18 protein-coding genes are annotated in these 17,270 nt (G+C 68.3%); 8 read left to right on the forward strand and 10 right to left on the reverse strand.

The window, feature by feature from the left end:
• Window positions 1-4: 4 nt before the first annotated feature.
• The 3 genes from PVT71_RS23265 to PVT71_RS23275 are packed head-to-tail and all read left to right on the forward strand — an operon-like array spanning window position 5 to window position 2,764.
• Entirely contained in the window at window positions 5-460 is a 456-nt protein-coding gene (locus PVT71_RS23265) for a tripartite tricarboxylate transporter TctB family protein (RefSeq protein ID WP_353475898.1), read from the forward strand.
• Between the two features lie 10 nt (window positions 461-470).
• Window positions 471-1,991 carry a tripartite tricarboxylate transporter permease gene (locus tag PVT71_RS23270; RefSeq protein ID WP_353475899.1) on the forward strand — a complete coding sequence of 507 codons (1,521 nt, stop codon included), beginning with the start codon at window positions 471-473 and terminating at the stop codon, window positions 1,989-1,991.
• The gene (locus PVT71_RS23275; RefSeq protein ID WP_353475900.1) at window positions 1,988-2,764 is read left to right on the forward strand and encodes an aldolase/citrate lyase family protein; all 777 of its coding nucleotides are present in this window, start codon (window positions 1,988-1,990) and stop codon (window positions 2,762-2,764) included. Before PVT71_RS23270 ends, PVT71_RS23275 begins: the two co-directional genes overlap by 4 nt.
• A 63-nt stretch (window positions 2,765-2,827) precedes the next feature.
• On the opposite strand, the gene PVT71_RS23280 is transcribed toward PVT71_RS23275, so the two are convergent.
• From PVT71_RS23280 to PVT71_RS23290, 3 genes are all read right to left on the reverse strand, one after another.
• Window positions 2,828-3,295, reverse strand: coding sequence for a RidA family protein (locus PVT71_RS23280; RefSeq protein ID WP_353475901.1), 468 nt, complete (start codon window positions 3,293-3,295; stop codon window positions 2,828-2,830).
• Window positions 3,292-3,906: an NIPSNAP family protein gene (locus tag PVT71_RS23285; protein WP_353475902.1), complete on the reverse strand. Its 615-nt coding sequence runs from the start codon at window positions 3,904-3,906 to the stop codon at window positions 3,292-3,294. Before PVT71_RS23285 ends, PVT71_RS23280 begins: the two co-directional genes overlap by 4 nt.
• A gap of 197 nt (window positions 3,907-4,103) precedes the next feature.
• Window positions 4,104-4,787, reverse strand: coding sequence for a GntR family transcriptional regulator (locus tag PVT71_RS23290; RefSeq protein WP_353475903.1), 684 nt, complete (start codon window positions 4,785-4,787; stop codon window positions 4,104-4,106).
• Window positions 4,788-5,040: 253 nt separating this feature from the next.
• On the opposite strand from PVT71_RS23290, the gene PVT71_RS23295 reads away from it, so the two are divergent.
• Genes PVT71_RS23295 through PVT71_RS23305 form a run of 3 tightly spaced genes read left to right on the forward strand, consistent with a single transcriptional unit; the run spans window position 5,041 to window position 8,447 of the window.
• A complete protein-coding gene (locus PVT71_RS23295) occupies window positions 5,041-6,108 on the forward strand; it encodes a nitrilase-related carbon-nitrogen hydrolase (protein ID WP_353475904.1) in 1,068 nt (355 codons plus the stop codon).
• 9 nt (window positions 6,109-6,117) lie between these two features.
• The gene (locus PVT71_RS23300) at window positions 6,118-7,452 is read left to right on the forward strand and encodes a Rieske 2Fe-2S domain-containing protein (RefSeq protein WP_353475905.1); all 1,335 of its coding nucleotides are present in this window, start codon (window positions 6,118-6,120) and stop codon (window positions 7,450-7,452) included.
• Window positions 7,449-8,447 carry a PDR/VanB family oxidoreductase gene (locus tag PVT71_RS23305; RefSeq protein ID WP_353475906.1) on the forward strand — a complete coding sequence of 333 codons (999 nt, stop codon included), beginning with the start codon at window positions 7,449-7,451 and terminating at the stop codon, window positions 8,445-8,447. Before PVT71_RS23300 ends, PVT71_RS23305 begins: the two co-directional genes overlap by 4 nt.
• A 77-nt stretch (window positions 8,448-8,524) precedes the next feature.
• Here PVT71_RS23305 and PVT71_RS23310 read toward each other — a convergent pair.
• The 7 genes from PVT71_RS23310 to PVT71_RS23340 form a co-directional block, all read right to left on the reverse strand.
• Window positions 8,525-9,282 (reverse strand): IS5 family transposase gene (locus PVT71_RS23310; RefSeq protein ID WP_353475907.1). Its coding sequence is split into 2 segments (ribosomal slippage): window positions 8,525-8,961 and window positions 8,961-9,282, totalling 759 coding nucleotides; the frame shifts between segments, so codons are not numbered across the junction.
• A 63-nt stretch (window positions 9,283-9,345) separates the two neighbouring features.
• Entirely contained in the window at window positions 9,346-9,603 is a 258-nt protein-coding gene (locus tag PVT71_RS23315) for a hypothetical protein (protein ID WP_353475908.1), read from the reverse strand.
• A 453-nt stretch (window positions 9,604-10,056) separates the two neighbouring features.
• Window positions 10,057-10,875, reverse strand: a complete 819-nt coding sequence (locus PVT71_RS23320) for an ABC transporter permease (protein ID WP_353475909.1) — start codon at window positions 10,873-10,875, stop codon at window positions 10,057-10,059.
• Between the two features lie 4 nt (window positions 10,876-10,879).
• Window positions 10,880-11,677, reverse strand: coding sequence for an ABC transporter ATP-binding protein (locus PVT71_RS23325; protein ID WP_353475910.1), 798 nt, complete (start codon window positions 11,675-11,677; stop codon window positions 10,880-10,882).
• Window positions 11,678-11,764: 87 nt separating this feature from the next.
• Window positions 11,765-12,553: an SDR family oxidoreductase gene (locus PVT71_RS23330; RefSeq protein WP_353475911.1), complete on the reverse strand. Its 789-nt coding sequence runs from the start codon at window positions 12,551-12,553 to the stop codon at window positions 11,765-11,767.
• 104 nt (window positions 12,554-12,657) lie between these two features.
• A complete protein-coding gene (locus PVT71_RS23335; protein WP_353475912.1) occupies window positions 12,658-13,668 on the reverse strand; it encodes an ABC transporter substrate-binding protein in 1,011 nt (336 codons plus the stop codon).
• A gap of 237 nt (window positions 13,669-13,905) precedes the next feature.
• Entirely contained in the window at window positions 13,906-14,931 is a 1,026-nt protein-coding gene (locus tag PVT71_RS23340) for a nitrilase-related carbon-nitrogen hydrolase (RefSeq protein WP_353475913.1), read from the reverse strand.
• 208 nt (window positions 14,932-15,139) lie between these two features.
• Between PVT71_RS23340 and PVT71_RS23345 the strand changes: the two genes are divergently transcribed.
• Together PVT71_RS23345 and PVT71_RS23350 are read left to right on the forward strand one after the other, a co-directional pair.
• Window positions 15,140-15,832, forward strand: coding sequence for a GntR family transcriptional regulator (locus PVT71_RS23345; protein ID WP_353475914.1), 693 nt, complete (start codon window positions 15,140-15,142; stop codon window positions 15,830-15,832).
• Between the two features lie 4 nt (window positions 15,833-15,836).
• Window positions 15,837-17,267, forward strand: coding sequence for an MFS transporter (locus PVT71_RS23350; RefSeq protein WP_353475915.1), 1,431 nt, complete (start codon window positions 15,837-15,839; stop codon window positions 17,265-17,267).
• Window positions 17,268-17,270 lie beyond the last annotated feature (3 nt).

Raw genomic sequence — 17,270 nt, forward strand, 5'->3', positions numbered from 1 at the left:
ACAGATGACTGCAACACGGGACATCGTGACGGGGGCGGCGCTGGTCGCCCTCGGCATCCTGATGATCTGGATCGCCTCGGGCTTTCCGCAAATCGGCGCCATGAGCTACGGGCCCGACCTCTTTCCGCGCATCATCGCCTCGGGGCTGATCCTGTCGGGCCTGGGCATCCTTCTCGAAGCCGCCCGCGGCATCGCCCCCGAAAGCGAGGGGCCGCGGCTTGCGGCGCTGCCGATCCTGATCCTGCTGGCGCTGGTGGCCGCCTTCGCGGTGCTGCTGCCGCTGCTCGGCTTCCACGTCGCGGCGGCGCTGGCGCTGCTGGTCGCGGTGCGCATCTTCGGCGGCGGCTGGACGGTCGCGGGCGCGGTGGCGATCCTCGGGCCGCTCGCGCTGCATTACATCTTCTACAGCGTGCTGCGCGTGCCGCTGCCCTGGGGGCTGCTGACCCCGGTGGCCTGGTAGGGAGGCGGCGATGGACGTTCTCGCGATCTTCGCCGCCGTGCTCGAGCCGCACCTTCTGATGACGGTGCTGCTCTGCACGCTCTACGGCGCCTTCGTCGGCTCGATGCCCGGGCTCACCGCCACCATGGCCGTCGCGCTGCTGGTGCCCTTCACCTATTTCATGGCCCCCGCGCAGGCGGTGGCCGCCATCGTCGCCACCACCACCACGGCGATCTTCGCCGGCGACATCTCGGGCGCGCTGCTGAAGATGCCCGGCACCCCCGCCTCGGCCGCCTATGTCGAGGACAGCTACGCGCTCGCCCAGTCCGGCAAGCCGCGCACGACGCTGTTCGTCTCGCTCTTCGCCGGGGTGCTCGGCGGCATCATCGGGGTGATCCTGCTGACCGTGGCGACGCCGCAGCTCGCCCGACTCTCGGCCAGCTTCTCGAGCGACGAGGCCTTCTGGCTGGCGACGCTCGGCCTCAGCTGCGCGGTCTTCGTCGGCGGCGCCTCGGTGGCGCGCAACTTCGCCTCGCTGTTCATCGGGCTGGCCATCGCCACGGTCGGCATCGACGTCGCGGTCGGGCATCCGCGCTACACCTTCGGGCTCGAGGATCTCTACGACGGGGTCAGCTTCATCCCGGCGATGATCGGACTCTTCGCGCTGTCCGAGCTCTTGCGCAACGCGGGCTCCGGCGAGGAGACGCACCTGCAGCGGATCCGCATCGAGCCGCTCCTACCCAGCCTCGGCGCCGCGCTCCGCGAGATCCGCGCGCGCTGGGTCTCGGTGCTGCGCTCGGGCGTCGGCGGCACGGTGGTCGGCGCCCTGCCCGGCGCGGGGGCGGATGTCGCGGCGTGGATCGCCTATGCCCTCTCGCGGCGGTTCTCCCGCACGCCCGAGAAGTTCGGCAAGGGCCACCTTGAAGGCATCGTCGACGGCGGCGCGGCGAACAACGCGGCAGTCGCGGGGGCCTGGACCCCGGCGCTGGTCTTCGGCATCCCCGGCGACAGCGTCACGGCGATCGCCATCGGCGTGCTGCTGATGAAGGGGCTGACCCCGGGGCCCGACATCTTCACCACCGACGCGACGCTGGTCTACACGATCTTCGGCGCCTTCTTCATGGCCAACCTGCTGATGCTGCTGACCGGCGGGCTGGCGGTGGCGGTGGCGACGCACCTTCTGCGCATCCCGCGCGCAGTGCTGATGCCGCTGGTGCTGATGCTCTCGATGATCGGCGCCTACGCGATCATGGGCAGCACCATGGCGATCTGGATCATGCTGGTGCTCGGCCTGCTCGGCTTTGCCATGGCCTGGGCGCAGATCCCTCTCGCCCCCGCCATCCTCGGCATCGTGCTCGGCAAGGTCGTCGAGGGCAATTTCATGGTCTCGATGATGAAGGCGCAGGGCGACCTCACCGGCTTCTTCGAGCGCGGCACCGCCGCGGTGCTCGGCGTCGTCACCCTGATCGTCTGGGGGCTGCTGCTGCTGCGCGCGGCGCTCGAAATCATTTCCAAACGCACTTCACACTCCGCAAAGGAAGCAAAGACATGACTGGCAAGAACCACCTCAAGGCACGGCTCAAGGCCGGCGAAACCGTCACCGCCGCGTGGCTCGAGCTTGGCACGCCCGAGGCGGCCGAGATCCTCGTGCACACCGGCTGGGACGTGGTGGTGATCGATTGCGAGCACGGCACCGCCGGGCTCGAGGCGGGGCTGGGCCTCATCCGCGCCGTCGAGGGCGCCGGGGGGCAGGCCGTTGTGCGCGTGCCCGATGCCTCGGAGGCGACGCTGAAGCGCGCGCTCGACCGGGGTGCCCGTTCGCTGATGGTGCCGATGGTGAGCTCCGCCGCCATGGCCCGCGACATCGCCTCCTTCTGCCTCTACGCGCCGCGCGGCCGCCGCGGCTATGCCGCGCCGATCGTGCGCGCCTCGGACTACGGCAAGCGCACCGACTACGCCAAGACCGCGCATGAGGAGCTGCTGATCATGGCGCAGGTCGAGCATGTGGACACCGTGGCCGAGGTCGCCGAGATCGCCGGGATCGAGGGCATCGACATGGCCTTCGTCGGGCCCAACGACTTTGCCGCCTCGATGAACCATCTCGAGGATATGACCCATCCCGACGTGCAGGGGCAGATCGCCGAGGTCGAGAGTACCGCGCAGGCAGGCGGGCTGATGCTGGGCACCATCGTCGGCGCCGGGCGCAGCTACGCCGACCTGCGCGCCTCGGGCTATACCTTCATCGTCGGGCCGAACGACATCAGCCTGCTCGCCGGTGCCTCGCGCGCCGCCCGGGCCGAGGCCGAAGCCAACCTCGGCGCCTGACGCAAGCCTTCGAAGCGCGGCCCCCCGGCGGCTTGTCCGGGGGGCCGCGCCTTCATTTTCCGCTCAGCTTTCGGCGCGCAGCTCGACGATTGCCTCGACCTCCACCGAGATGCCGCCCGGCAGCGCCGCGACGCCGACCGAGGTGCGCGCGTGCACCCCGTCCTCGCCGAAGGCCTCGATGAACACGTCCGAGCAGCCGTCGATCACCTGCGGGATCTGCGCAAATCCCGGCGCGGCAAGCACGTAGCCATTGACCTTGACCACGTGCGAGATGCGGTTCAGGTCGCCGATCTCGGCTTGCAGATTGGCGAGCAGCGCCAGCCCGACGCGGCGCGCGCGGGCGCGGGCCTCGGCGAGGTCGATGTGCGTCCCGACCTGCCCGGTCATCGGCGTGCCCGCGTCGTCGAGCGGCGCGAGCCCCGACAGGTAGACCGCGGATCCGAGCCGCCGCGCGCCGCGGAACAGCCCCACCGGGGCCGGCGCGGCGGGCAGCTGCGCCAGAAGCGCCGCGGGGACGGGTGCCCGGCTCATTGCAGGTCCGACACGGCGGTGGCGACGGCAAGTTCGGACTGCAGCGAGGTCAGCTGCGCCGAGCCGCCGGGCGGCGGCCAGATGCCTTCGCTGCTGGCCTGCTTGCGCGCCTTCACCCGGTCCTCGAGGCTGCGATAGGGCCAGATGTGGATCATCTTTGTCGGCGCGCCCTCGATGCTGCCCATGATGGTCAGCAGCGGCGACATCTCCTCGCGGCGCGGGATCACCTTCGCCCAGGCCTCCTCGGTCTCGGGCAGGCCGCCCGGCGCGACGGTGTAGGTGCGGAACTCGTAGAACGGGCCATAGCTGCCCGGCACGATGGGTCGCGCGAAGGAGAGCGGCTTGCAGGCCACGCGCGAGACCCCGCCGAGATGCTCGCCGATGCCGTAGGGGTCGGCGGCTTCCATCACCCGGGCGCGCTCGGCCTGCAGCGCCTCGAGCGACTCGTAGGCGGCGAGGAAGTGGAAGCGGTTGAGCTGGCCGAACTCGATCGAGAAGCAGCCGAGCATCGTGCCGGTACTGCTGAAGTTTCCGTAGACATCGCCAAGCGCGGGCATCACCGCCCCCAGCCTGTTCGGCAGAAGGGCCAGCGTCGTGAGGTCGTAGATCATGGGCATTCTTTCCGGCATTACCATTGTGTGCAGTTGGTATGCCAAAGGAAGACCATCGAGACGCCAACATTGCAAGCCCCGGCGCGACGAATGCTGCGCGGGTGCGGGCCGGGCATGAAAAATGCCCGGTGAATCATCACCGGGCATTCGCGGGATCGTGGGAATGGGGGCTTCCTAAGCGGAAATCCCGAGCGATGTCAGCGCGTGACGCCGGTGAGCCGGTTGATGATGGCGATCTTCACCGTGGCGATGTGATCGGCCATGGCCTTCTGCGCCGCCTCGGGCGGGCCGTCGACCACGGCGTCGAGCAGCTGGCTGTTCTCCTTGTGGTCGTAGCGCGAGTCATGCGGGCTGCGATAGGCGTTGAGCACATGGGTGCGGCGACGCAGGTCGCGGATCATCCCGGCCAGCAGCTCGTTGCCCGCCGCATCGGCGATGCTTCCGTGCAGCATGTCGTCGACCCGCCAGATGTCGGCCAGCGTCGGGTCGGTCTGCTCCGCCAGCGCGGCCATCTCGGCGCGGATCCCGGCCACCCGCTCGGGCGCGAGCCGCCCCGCGGCAAGCCGCGCCGCCTCGGCCTCGAGCACCTGGCGCACGTTGAGGATCTCCATCAGCGCCTCGGTGCTGAACGGGCTGACGGTGACGCCGCGGTTGGCCTGCTTGTAGACCAGCCGCTCCGCCTCGAGCCGCCCCAGAGCCTCGCGGATCGGCGTGCGCGAGGCGTTGAGCCGCTCGGCCAGCCGCCGCTCGACGATGATGTCGCCGGGCCGCAACTCGCCGCTGATCAGGATCTGGATGAGCTGCTCGTAGATCTGGTCGGTGAGATTCGGCTTGCTGTCCGCCGATGCCGACTCCGGGCGCTGTTTGGTGGCAATCGTCATGCAGGGTCTCCTTGGCCTTGCTCCTGTCTACCGGCTGTTCGGCGAGGGCGAAAGACCATTGCGCGCCCATTGTAGACCACCTGTGTTCCTGCTGCCGACAATTCTGCCGCTTTTCCGCGCGCTCTGCCGCGCAGGGCACAAAAATTTTCACCGCGACCACAGAGAGAGGTTGAAACGGGCGAAGTTTGCGGGAAACTGATGGTATACCACTGGCGTACAAACGTGACGCCAACCGAGTCAGGAAAGGACTGCCATGACCCGCTGGAGAGCGACCTGCATCCAGATGCCCAGCGAGAGGGCCTGCGAAGCGCCCGACCTCGCCTCGGCCCGCGCGGTGATCGGGCGCAACCGCGACCGGCTCGTCCGGCTGATCGAGCAGGCCTGCGCCTCGGAGCAGCGGCCCGACCTCGTGGTCTCGCCCGAGTTCGCGATGATGGGCCCGCCGCTCGGCATGCCGGTGCGCGACTGGATCGCGCGCGGCTGCATCACCCTGCCCGGTGACGAGACCGCACCGCTGCAGGCACTGGCGAGGCGCGAGGGCATCTACATCTGCGGCAATGCCTTCGAGGCGCCGCCCGAGTTCCCGGGCCGCTATTTCAACACCTCCTTCATCATCGGCCCCGACGGCGAGATCATCCTGCGCTACCGCCGGGTGAACACCGCCGCCTTCCCCTCGGTGCACGACTTCCGCAGCGACTACCTGAAGGTGACGCCCGAGGATGAGGTCTTCCCGGTGGTCGACACGCCGCTCGGCCGGCTCTGCGTCATCGCCTGCGGCGAGATCAACGTGCCCGAGGTGGCGCGGGTGATGATGATGCAGGGCGCCGAGATCCTGCTGCACCCGACCAACTCGCGCGCCTCCGCCGCGCAGGAGGCCGCGAAGCTCTGCCGCGTGTCGGAGAACATGGTGGCGCTGGTCTCGGCCAATGTCGCGGGACCGATCGGCTTCTCGCCGGACGGCACCTTCACCGGCGGGCGCTCGCATATCCTCGACCACCTCGGCAACACGCTCGGCTGGCGCGAGAGCGACGACGAGAGCACCGCGGTCAGCGCGGTGATCGACCTCGAGCAGCTGCGCCACGACCGCCGCGCCGACACCGGCCTTGCCAACCCGCACCTGCGCGCCCGCTACGAGATGTACGTGCCCTACTACCAGAAGGCGCGCTTCTACCCCGCCGATTTCTTCCTCGACGCGCCGATGACCGAGGTCTCCGAGACCGCCGCAGCCATCGCCCTCGCGCGCCGGAACCTCGAGCGCGCCCGCGTGCTCACCCCGCTTGCCGCCGGTGCGAAAGAGCCGGCCTCCACCGTCGAACACTAGGAGACGACCATGATTACCGCCGAAGAGAACATCGACCTGTGCAGCGTCGGACGGGGGACCCTGATGGGGGACTTCTTCCGCCAGTTCTGGATCCCGGTCTGCCTCTCCTCCGAGCTTGTCGCCGATGGCGACCCCGTGCGCCTGATGATCCTCGGCGAGAAGCTGATCGGCTTCCGCGACACCGAGGGCCGGGTCGGCGTGATGGACCACCGCTGCCCGCACCGCTGCGCCTCGCTGTTCTTCGGGCGCAACGAGCATGGCGGCATCCGCTGCGCCTACCACGGCTGGAAGTTCGACGTGAACGGCAAGTGCCTCGACCAGCCGAACCTCGAGGACAAGTCCAAGTACCCCGCCGGCACCCCGGCCTATGCCTACAAGACCCGCGAGAGCGGCGGCCTCGTCTTCGCCTATTTCGGCGAGCGTCAGGACAACCCGCCGCCGCTGCCCGAGATCGAGGCGATCATGGGCGAGGGCGACGACCGCAACATCGCGCTGACCCACCGCGACTGCAACTACATGCAGGCGCTCGAAGGCGACATCGACACCTCGCACCTCGGCTTCCTGCACATGGGCGGCATCGACGGCGACAACCTCGACATGTCCGACCCCGAGACCTACACGATCACCGAGAAGGCCCCGAAGATCAACGTCTCGGTCATGCCCTTCGGCACCATGTACTCGGCGCAGCGCGACGCGATGGACGGGCACGAACACCAGCGCTACGCCTCCTACCTCTTCCCGTTCTGGGTGACCTATCCGGGCGGCGGCGAGCTCGGCAACGCCAAGACCGCCAACGCCTGGGTGCCGATCGACGACGACAGCTGCATGATCTTCAACATCGACCTGTCGCGCGCGTCGGGCGGCGGCCACAAGAAGCTGAAGTACAAGGACGGCACCCCGGTCTCGGGCCTCGCGCGGCCGCTCGAGTACCTGCCGACGACGACCGACTGGAAGGGCCGCTGGCGCCCGGTCAAGGATGCCAGCAACGATTACGGCATCGACCGCGAATGGCAGCGCTCGGGCGACAGCTACACCGGCATCGTCGGCGTGCCGCTGCAGGACCAGGCGATCCAGGAGAGCATGGGCCACGTGGTCGACCGCACCATGGAGCACCTCGCCGCCTCGGACCGCATGGTGATCCTCACCCGGCGGGTGATGCTCGACGCGGCGCTCGCCTGGCGCGACAGCAAGGAGCTGCCGGAGTTCGTCGATCACCCCGAATTCGCCCGGCAAGCGCATGGCGGCGACATCGTGGTTCCCAAGGGCACCGACTGGCTGGAAGGCTACGAGGACCACATGGCCAAGGTGAAGGGCTACGTCCCGCCCAAGGACGCGGCGGAATGACGGCGCATTTCTGCGCCAAGGACGAGGCCGCGCCGCAGGGCGTGGCCTCGTCCACCCCGCTCCTGCTGCGGGTCGAGGCGATCCGTTTCGAGGCGCGCACGATCCGGTCGATCGAGCTGCGCGACCCCTCGGGCCGGCCGCTGCCGCCGGTCGAGCCGGGCATGCACCTCGACCTCGCGCTGCCGGGGGAACTGATGCGCAGCTACTCGCTGACCAACGGCCCCGGGATGACCGACGCCTGGGTGATCGGCGTCAACCGCGACCCCCGGAGCACCGGCGGTTCGGCCTATCTCTGCGAGACGCTGCGGGTCGGCGACCTGCTCGAGGTCACCCTGCCCCGCAACACCTTTCCGCTGACCGCCGCCCCGGCGCTGTTCTTCGCCGGCGGCATCGGCGTCACGCCGATCCTGTCGATGATCCGGCACCTTGCCGCGAAGGGCATCGACTGGCGGCTGGTCTATGCCGCGCGCAGCCGCAGCGACGCCGCCTTCCTGCCCGCGCTCGCCGCGCTCGACCCCGAGGGCACCCGCGTCCACCTGCATTTCGACGACGCCGAGGGCACGGTGCTCGACCTTGCCGCCCATGTCGCCGAGGCGCCCGCCGGAACGCATCTCTACTGCTGCGGCCCCGCGCCCATGCTCGACGCCTTCGAGGCCGCCACCGCCGACCGCCCCGCCGGGCAGGTGCATCTCGAGCGCTTCCAGGGCGGCGAGGTCGCCGGCGCCGAGACCGGCTTTACCGTCGTGCTGAAACGCTCGGGCCGCGAGTTCACCGTCGCCCCCGGATCGACCATCATCGAGACGCTTCAGGAGGCGGGCGTGCGCGTCTCCTACTCCTGCCGCTCGGGCGTCTGCGGCACCTGCGAGACGCGGGTCATCGAGGGCACCCCGGACCACCGCGACAACCTGCTCTCCGAGCGCGAGCGCGAGAGCGGCAAGGTGATGCTGATCTGCTGCTCCCTCGCCAAGAGCGAACGGCTGGTGCTCGACCTCTGATAACTCCCCGACTGGCATGGCCCCGCGGAGCAATCCGCGGGGATTTTTTGTCCCGCGCGGAGATCTAGGGTCAGGATTCATAACCAGTAGATGACGAGGGCGGCTAGGGCGACGGCCGAAAGGAAGACCTTCGGGCACCGGTCATATCGGGTGGCCACACGCCTCCAGTCCTTGAGCCTTCCGAACATGATCTCGATGCGATTGCGCCGCTTGTATCGGCGTTTGTCGTATTTGACCGGCTTCTTGCGTTTCTTTCGGCCTGGGATACAGGCGCGTATCCCTTTGTTCTGCAGCGCTTCTCTGAACCAATCAGCGTCATAGCCACGATCCCCGAGCAGCCATTTGACGTTTGGTAGGCCGCTGAGCAATACGCGTGCGCCGATGTAATCGCTGACCTGTCCGGCGGTGACGAACAGGTCGATCGGTCGTCCCAGACTGTCGCAGATGGCGTGCAGCTTGGTGTTCATGCCGCCTTTGGTTCGACCGATCAGGCGACCGCGCCCCCCTTTTTTGCGGCCATGCTGGTCGCCGTTCGATGGGCCTTGAGATATGTCGCGTCGATCATCACGGTCTTCTCTTCGCCGTGCTCAGCGGCCAGACCTGCCATCATCCGAGCGAAGATGCCTTTCTCGCTCCACCGCTTCCACCGGCTGTAGAGCGTCTTGTGCGGACCGTACTCCTTCGGCGCATCCCGCCAACGCAAGCCATTGCGATTGATGAAGATAATCCCACTCAAAACCCGTCTATCATCGACCCGAGGCTTACCATGAGGCTTGGGGAAGAAAGGGGCCAGGCGTGCCATCTGCGCGTCGGTCAGCCAGAAGAGATCGCTCATGTCACCGCTCCGTTTTCGAAGCCGTGAATCATGCTGTTCGAGCGAAATCAATGCATCCTGACCCTAGTAGATATCCATCGAGGTCGGCCCCTGGCTTATTTCCGCGAGGGGGCCGGCCTCGATCTCCTGCTCGATGCGGATTCGCAGCCGTCGCGCCGCGCGCCAGGTCAGGACCATCTCCTGGCTCACCGCCTTGCCCTCAATGTGGTCCGCGCTCAGGACCAGCGCCGACCAGTAGTTCTCGTGCTGCGTCAGCGCGTGGAGAAGGCTGGCGACTTCCCGCCCTTCGAAGCTGGTTTCCAATTTCCGTACCCGTACCATCCGAGACCTCAACAGTAACAATTCCAGTGCAAACGGGCAAAGGCCCGCCGGAGCATTGGGGCAGCGTGATGGTCTGTCCTCGATGGAAACCCATATGTCGCCGAATTCCGCGGCTTTCAATTCCTCACCTGCCCGGAATCATGGTTCCACATAAATCGAGCGATTCCAAGAAAATGAGTGATCCCTGCAATTGCATATATACCAAAGATATAAATATCGCTCAGGATATATACTTATTGGACGGTAGCGGCCATCATATCGGATATGCATATCAAAACCCCGGCACTTGAGGATTACCCGGATCGTCGTGCCTTCGACTCATATGGCGCGCGGGCTGGATATGACTTTCGTCCCGTCAATCCAGCCCCATATCGGCGGCATCCGGAAGCGTTCCACCCGGAAAGCAGGAGCCTGCCGCGACTGGGGCGCGGCAGGCTCGGGGTTTACGGAGGCTCAGCCCTTGCCCGACAGCTCGACGCTCTCGCGCCAGGGGATCGCCACGCGCTCGAGCCAGGTCAGCAGCCCGAAGAAGCTCATCCCCATCACCGAGATCAGGATGATCGAGGCGAATTGCCGGGCAATGTCGAAGTTGGCCCCGGCGATCAGGATGAGGTAGCCGAGCCCCTTGTCGGCCCCGATGAACTCGGCGACGATCGCGCCGATGACCGAGAGCGCGGTGGCCAGCTTCAACCCGCCGAAGACGAAGGGCAGCGCCTTGGGCAGGCGGAACTTCCAGAAGATCTGCCAGCCGTTCGCCCCCATCGAGCGCGCAAGGTGCAGCATCTCGGGGGTCGTGGCGCGCAGCCCCATGACCGTGTTGATCACGATGGGGAAGAAGCTCAGCATGATGACGATGACGATCTTCGGCGTGATGCCGTAGCCGAACCAGCTCAGCAGCAGCGGCGCCACCGCGACCTTGGGAATGGTCTGGCTCATCACGATGATCGGGAAGACCGCCCGCGCCATGAAGCGCGAGTAGACCACCGAGACCGCCAGCGGCACGGCGATGGCGACCGCGCAGGCAAAGCCGAAGAGGATCTCGCCCATGGTCACCAGCGCGTTGGGCCAGAGCCGGTGCCAGTAGCTGACGATCTCGGCCATGATCACCGAGGGCGCGGGCAGGATGTATTCCGGGATCTCGCGCCAGCGCACCATCAGCTCCCAGAAGAGCAGCAGCGCGATCAGCGTCCAGACCGCCGGGGGGATGCGCTCTCCCAGCTGTTTCAAGGGGTTGCGGCGGGCGATGTAGGTGGTGTCGGGAACCGAGGCCATGGGTTCATTCCTCCTTGAAGACGCCGAGGGACTTGAAGATCTCGGTCAGTTCGCGGACGTAGCCGATGAACTTGGGATCCTCGCGCATGGCGAGGCGGCGGGGGCGCGGCAGGTCGATCTCGAGCACCCGCTCGATCCGCCCCGGGCGCGGCGTCATCACCACCACCCGGTCCGACAGGAAGACCGCCTCGGAGATCGAGTGGGTGATGAAGAACACCGTCATGTCGCGCGCCGAACAGAGCTTCAGCAGGTCGATCTGCAGCTGGTCGCGGGTCATCGCGTCGAGCGCGCCGAAGGGCTCGTCCATCAGCAGCAGCGGCGGCTGGTGCAGCAGCGAGCGGCAGATCGAGACCCGCTGGCGCATCCCGCCCGAAAGCTCGCGCGGATAGGCGTCCTCGAAGTCCTGCAGCGAGACCATGCGCAGGAGCTCGCGGGCGCGGGTGCGGGCCTCGGTCATGTCGCTCTTGCGGATCTCGGCCTGCAGCAGCACGTTGTCGAGTGCCGAGCGCCACTCGAGCAGCACGTCCTGCTGGAAGACGATGCCGAGGTCCGAGTTCGGCCCGGCGATGCTGGTGCCATCCACGGTGATCTCTCCGGCGCTGCGCCCGAGAAGCCCCGAGAGCAGCATGAGCAGCGTCGACTTCCCGCAGCCGGACGGGCCGACCACCGAGACGAACTCGCCGCGGCGGATGTCGAGGTCGATGGTGCGCAGCGCCTCGACCTCGCCCTTGCGGCCGGAGAAGACCTTGGTCACCCCCGAGATGCTGACATGAGGGGGCGCGAGGTCCCCGTTGCTTGGCATGACGTTCATTCTGTGCGGCCGGTGACCCGGCCCCCCTGTTGTGTGTGGTGAACGCGGCCCCCTGAAGGGGCCGGGCTGGTGTCTGCGTCAGATCGCACGGATCGCGCCGCCGTCGATGCGGATGGTGCTGCCGGTGACGTATCCGGCGGCCGCGCTGGCGAGGAAGGCGGCGACGGCGCCGAACTCGGCCGGGGTGCCGTAGCGCCCGGCGGGAATGCTCGCGGCCGAGGCGCGGGCCACCTCCTCGACGGTCTTGCCGGTCTTGGCGGCGGCGGAAGCGTCAAGCTCGGCGGTGCGGGCGGTGGCGATGCGCCCCGGCGCCAGCACGTTGACCGTGACGCCGTCGGCCGCGACCTCGCCGGCGAGCGATTTCATGAAGCCGACGAGCGAGGCGCGCAGCGCGTTCGACATCGGCAGGTGCGGGATCGGCTGGATCACCCCCGAGGAGGCGACGGTGAGCACCCTTCCCCAGCCGCGCGCCCGCATCCCCGGCACCAGCGCCAGCGTCAGGCGCAGCACCGGGTCGATCATCCTGCCGTACTGCGCTGCCATCTCCTCGGGGTCGATGGCGCTCGGCAGGCCCGGGGGCGGGCCGCCGGTATTGGCGACGAGAATGTCCACCCGGCCGGTCTGCCGCGTCGCGGCCGCGAGCATCGCCTCGACCGCGCCGGATACCCCGAATTCCGCCGCGACCATGTCGCAGCGGGCGCGCTGGTCCCCGGGCAGCGCGGCGATCGCCGCCTGCAGCTTCTCGGCCGAGCGGGCGGCGAGGGTGACGCTGGCGCCTTCGGCCAGCAGGCTCTGCGCGATGGCCAGCCCCAGCCCCGAGCTTGCGCCGGTGACGAGGGCATGCCTGCCCGAGAGTTCGAAATCCATGGGCCTGTCTTTCCGCCGGCGCGCGCCGGCACGTCCTGCCGGTTGCCCGGCTGTCATGGGAAACGGGGGCCGGGCGGCCCCCGCCTGGGATCAGGGCGCTGCGCTTACTGCGTCAGGACCGGCAGGTAGGCATCCGAGTAGATGTCAGCCGGGGTGAGGCCGGGCGTCATGCCCGAGTATTTCTCGAGCAGCGAGATGGTCAGCTCGACGTCCGACGGCGCGACCCAGCCATAGGGTTTGCCCTCGGAGGCGGCCGTGTGCTCGTATTTCTGCATCACCTTGATCTCCTGCAGGATCGCGTCGGCATCGGCGTCCGGGCGGTACTCCATGAAGATGTCGCGCGCGGCCTCGGGATCGGCGGCGACGTCGGCCTTGCCCTTCTGCAGCGCCGCGATGAAGCCCTTCACCGCGTCACCGTGCTCGGCCAGCCAGTCCTTCTTCACGATCACCGACGAGCCGATGAGGTTCACGCCGTAATCGGCAAAGAGCAGCGGCTCCTCGATCGGGCGCTGCGCGGCAACCTTGTCGCCATCGGGGTTGGCCCAGCCGTTGATGAAGTCGACGTCGCCCTTGAGCAGCGCCACGCGGTCGGCGCCGCCGTTGATGACGATGAGTTCGACCTTGTCGAAATCGACGCCGTTGGCCTCGGCGAAGGCGCGGATCATGCCGTCCTCGAGGTTGCCCGCGTCGGTGCCGAGGCGCTTGCCCTCGATGTCCTTGGGCTCCTTGATGCCCGAGCCCTCGAGCGAGATGATCGAGGTCGGGTCCTTCTGCAGGAGCCCCGCGACCGAGATGATGTCGCGCGCGCCAGCCGCCTGCTGCGCCTGCGCCAGCGCGCCCATGCCGGCGATGCCGATGTCGAAGTCGCCGCTGCCGATCGCCTGGATCGTGCCGGTCGAGCCGTTGCCGTCGACGATCTCGACCTCGAGACCGGCCTCGGCGAAATAGCCCTTCTCGGCGGCCATGAAGACCGGGGCATCAACGCCGCCGGCAATCCAGGCAAGGCGCAGGCGGACGTCCTGCAGGTCCGCGGCCGAGGCCAGGCCCGGCAGCGCGAGGCTGGCAAAGGCACCGACAGCGAGCGCCCTGAAGTCTATGCGAAGTTGCTTTGTCATTGTGGTTCCCTGCTGTTTTGCGTGCCGGGTCTTTTATGGCACATTGGTGGTATACCATCGGAATTCCCAAAACCGATTCAGATCCAGAGTTTTTGCGGGCGCGGGGGGAAAATCCGGGTCTTCGCGGCGCGGCTGCCTGAAAAGGTGGCGCTTGCCCGGCCTGCTGCCGGAAAAAGATAGCCGCCCCGAAGGGCGGCTTGCGCGTGGTCTCTTGTCCGGTCGCCGGAAGGTGGCCGATCACTCGCTGCGCAGCACGCCTGCGCGGGCAAGTTGCGCGATGGCCTTTTCCTGGACCGGGGCGAAGTCCTCGTTCTGCGCGACCGGCGTCTGCGCCAGCGCGTTCGCCGGGTAGAACTCGGCGGTCGAGTAGTAGCTGCGGTACATGTCGAAGCGGCTGCGCAGCAGGCTGTTGCCCATGCCGCGGTCCTGCCGGGCTGCCTGCAGCGCCTCGATGTCGATCATCGCCGAGCAATCCACGGTCTCTTCGGCGCTGTCCTCGTAGGCGATGCGGTTGCCGCGGAAATCGACGATCATCGAATGCCCGCCGGTCGCCGTGTCGGAGAAGCCCGCAACCCCGGCGATGTTGGCCGAGATGAGATAGGTCATGTTCTCGAAGGCGCGGCACTGCTTGGCCATGTCGGCGATCGGGGTCAGCGGCTCGTTGTTGGGGTGCAGGATCACCTCGGCGCCGCGCAACATGAAGACGCGGGTGATCTCGGGCACGTTGACCTCGCCGCAGGGGTAGATCGCCAGCCGGCCAAGCTCGGTGTCGGCCACCGGGAAGATGCCGTCCTCGCCATAGGCCTCGCGGTATTCGTCGAGGATGTCATGCGGCGAAGTCCAGCTGCCGGTGTTGATCCGGCGGTAGCGCAGGATCACCTCGCCCTTGGGGTCGAGCAGGAAGGACGAGTTGAAGTAGCGGTCGGGCCATTTCGGATCGACCTCGAAATGGTTGCCCGCGATGTAGATGCCGAACTCGCGGCAGAGGTCCGCCAGCGTCTCGGTGATCGCGCCGGGAATGGTGGTGCAGGCGCGCTCGATCCAGTCGGCCACGGCGGTGGCGCGCTGCGGGCCGGTGAAGACGAACTCCGGCAGCACCACCAGCTTCGGCGGCGTCGGCCCCTCGCAGGCCGCGCGGATCTTGCTCAGCGCGTTGGCGATATTGCCGTTGATGATCTCCCATGCCGCCTCTTTCGAGGATGCGTTGCTGGCGATGCGGCTTTCCATCTGGATGCAGGTCGCGCGCCAAGGTGCGATGGCCATATGGGGTCTCCCTTTCAGGTCTGGCGTGATTGGTACGCACTTGGCATACCAATGGGACACAAATTTGGTCAATCACGCAGCGCGGCGGGACTGCCATGTTTCTCGACGCTTCACAGGCTCTGCCCAATAAGGTATCACATTGGTCGACCACTGGGATGCAATGCCGCCGCCTGCGCCCTCATCACGCATCAAACCACGGGGAAAGCGCATGGACGGAATCGACGACAGGAGCCTTCCGGCGAGTCCGCCGCAGCTCGCGCCGGTGGAGCAGAGCCTGTCCGACCAGGCCTACACGCGCATCCTCGAGATGTTGCTGGCCGGGCAGCTGGTGCCGGGCGAATCGCTGCAGGAGCGGCGGCTGGCACAGATGATGCAGATCTCGCGCACCCCGGTCCGCGAGGCGCTGTTCCGGCTCGAGGCCGAGGCGCTGATCCTGCGCGGCCCGGGCCGCAAGCTGGTGGTCAACGACATCAGCATCGAGAGCTACGTGCGGCTGCTGGATCTTCGGAAAATCCTCGAGATGGAGGCCGCTGCCCGCGCCACCGGCCGGATCACCCCCGGGAAGCTGGCCGAGGTCGAAGCCGGGCTGGACGAGATGCTGCGGCTCGAGACGGTGAGCGCGGCGCAGCACTGGGCGGTGGACGACCTCGTGCACCACACCATCGCCGAGGCGGCGGGCAACCCGATGCTGACCCGCAGCATCCTCGACCTGCGGCGGCGCACCCACATCTTCAACACCAATCGCATCTCGCACCGCCGCCGGCCCGGCACCGAGGAGCACCTCGCCCTCATCCGCGCCGCCGCCGGGAGCGATCCCGAGCTGACGCGGCGGCTGATGGGCACCCACCTCGACCACGTGCGCAATGCCATCGTCGATTTCATCCTCGGGATCCGGCACTGACCCCATGACCGACATGTCCACCGAAACCCCCGAGCCGACCTGCGGGCCGGGCCTGCTCGGCTTCCTCGCGCCGGGCACGCCCCGGCTGCTCTCCGCAGCGCTGCTGGCGCTCTTCGTCGCCGCGCTCGAACAGACCATCGTCGGCCCCGTTCTGCCGGACATCCTGAACCGGCTCGGCGGCGGCGCGCTGCTGGGCTGGATCGCCACCGGCTACCTCGTCGCCGCCACCGTCGCCGCCCCGCTCTACGGCGCCATCGCCGACCTGCGCGGGCGGCGGCAGGCGCTGCTCATCGCCAACGGGCTCTTCCTCGCGGGCTCGGTGCTCTGCGCGCTGGCGCCAACGCTGCCGATGCTGGTGCTGGCGCGGCTGGTGCAGGGCGCGGGGGCGGGCGGCATGGTCGCCCTGCCCTTCATCATCATCGCCGACCGCGTGCCCATGTCGAAGCGCGCGGGCTACAGCGCCTATATCTCGACCATCTACGCAGTCGCCGGGCTGATCGGCCCGCTGCTCGGCGGGCTGGTGGCCGAGCGGCTGAGCTACACCGTGGTGTTCTGGCTCAACCTGCCCGCCTGCGCCGCCGTGTGCTGGGGCGTGATGACTGCGCTCGCCCCGCGCGCCGCCACCAAGGGGCGCCGCATCGACTGGCCGGGGGCGGGTTTCCTGCTGCTGGCCACGGTGCCGACGCTGGTGCTGATCGACGGCATCGCCGGGGCGCAGCTGCTGCCCGGCTGGGCACCGGTGCTGGCGGCGGCGGGCCTCTTCGGCTGGATCGCCTTTGGCCTGCGCATGGCGCGCGCCGGGGATCCGCTGATCCCGCTGACGGTGTTTCGCAGCCGCACGATCCTGCTCGCCGCACTGTCGCTCTCGACCTGCCAGGCGGTGAACATCGGCCTCGCGGTCTACCTGCCGCTCTACTACCACGCGGCCTTCGGCTTCTCGCCGGCGATGGCAGGCGCGGCGCTGCTGGCGCTGGTCGGAGGCATCATGATCGGCGCCTACGCGCCGCCGGTGCTGCTGCGCCGCAACCCCGCCTACAAGCCGCTGCTGGTGAGCGCGGCGCTGGCGGGCACGGCGCTGGCGGCGGGGTTCACCGCGCTCGTCGCGCTGGCCCCGACACCGGGGCCGGTGATCGCCAGCACCTTCGGGCTCGGGCTCGCCATCGGCATGCTCTACCCGGTGTTCACGCTGGCGGTGCAGAACGACGCCGAGCCCGGACAGATGGGCGCGGCGATCGGCGTGCTGGCCTTCATGCGCTCGATCGGCGGCACGCTCGGGGTCTCGCTGATGGGGCTCGCGGCGCTGAACGCGGGCCTCGCCGGAGAGCCCGCGACCCTGCCGCTCTGGTCGCTGCCCGCCGCCGCCTGCGCGCTGATGGCCCTGGGCCTCGCGGCGAACATCCTGATGCCCGCCCGCAGGCTGAAGGGGTTCCGCTGAGCG

The organism is Salipiger sp. H15 (assembly GCF_040409955.1).
Taxonomy (GTDB): domain Bacteria; phylum Pseudomonadota; class Alphaproteobacteria; order Rhodobacterales; family Rhodobacteraceae; genus Salipiger.

Bases quoted from the DNA above. Each gene is read 5' to 3' on its own strand.
- PVT71_RS23345 (WP_353475914.1), top strand. From the start codon at position 15,140: ATGGACGGAATCGACGACAGGAGCCTTCCGGCGAGTCCGCCGCAGCTC.
- PVT71_RS23285 (WP_353475902.1), bottom strand. From the start codon at position 3,906: ATGATCTACGACCTCACGACGCTGGCCCTTCTGCCGAACAGGCTGGGG.
- PVT71_RS23270 (WP_353475899.1), top strand. From the start codon at position 471: ATGGACGTTCTCGCGATCTTCGCCGCCGTGCTCGAGCCGCACCTTCTG.
- PVT71_RS23305 (WP_353475906.1), top strand. From the start codon at position 7,449: ATGACGGCGCATTTCTGCGCCAAGGACGAGGCCGCGCCGCAGGGCGTG.
- PVT71_RS23320 (WP_353475909.1), bottom strand. From the start codon at position 10,875: ATGGCCTCGGTTCCCGACACCACCTACATCGCCCGCCGCAACCCCTTG.
- PVT71_RS23325 (WP_353475910.1), bottom strand. From the start codon at position 11,677: ATGCCAAGCAACGGGGACCTCGCGCCCCCTCATGTCAGCATCTCGGGG.
- PVT71_RS23350 (WP_353475915.1), top strand. From the start codon at position 15,837: ATGACCGACATGTCCACCGAAACCCCCGAGCCGACCTGCGGGCCGGGC.
- PVT71_RS23330 (WP_353475911.1), bottom strand. From the start codon at position 12,553: ATGGATTTCGAACTCTCGGGCAGGCATGCCCTCGTCACCGGCGCAAGC.
- PVT71_RS23340 (WP_353475913.1), bottom strand. From the start codon at position 14,931: ATGGCCATCGCACCTTGGCGCGCGACCTGCATCCAGATGGAAAGCCGC.
- PVT71_RS23315 (WP_353475908.1), bottom strand. From the start codon at position 9,603: ATGGTACGGGTACGGAAATTGGAAACCAGCTTCGAAGGGCGGGAAGTC.
- PVT71_RS23275 (WP_353475900.1), top strand. From the start codon at position 1,988: ATGACTGGCAAGAACCACCTCAAGGCACGGCTCAAGGCCGGCGAAACC.
- PVT71_RS23335 (WP_353475912.1), bottom strand. From the start codon at position 13,668: ATGACAAAGCAACTTCGCATAGACTTCAGGGCGCTCGCTGTCGGTGCC.
- PVT71_RS23265 (WP_353475898.1), top strand. From the start codon at position 5: ATGACTGCAACACGGGACATCGTGACGGGGGCGGCGCTGGTCGCCCTC.
- PVT71_RS23290 (WP_353475903.1), bottom strand. From the start codon at position 4,787: ATGACGATTGCCACCAAACAGCGCCCGGAGTCGGCATCGGCGGACAGC.
- PVT71_RS23300 (WP_353475905.1), top strand. From the start codon at position 6,118: ATGATTACCGCCGAAGAGAACATCGACCTGTGCAGCGTCGGACGGGGG.
- PVT71_RS23280 (WP_353475901.1), bottom strand. From the start codon at position 3,295: ATGAGCCGGGCACCCGTCCCCGCGGCGCTTCTGGCGCAGCTGCCCGCC.
- PVT71_RS23295 (WP_353475904.1), top strand. From the start codon at position 5,041: ATGACCCGCTGGAGAGCGACCTGCATCCAGATGCCCAGCGAGAGGGCC.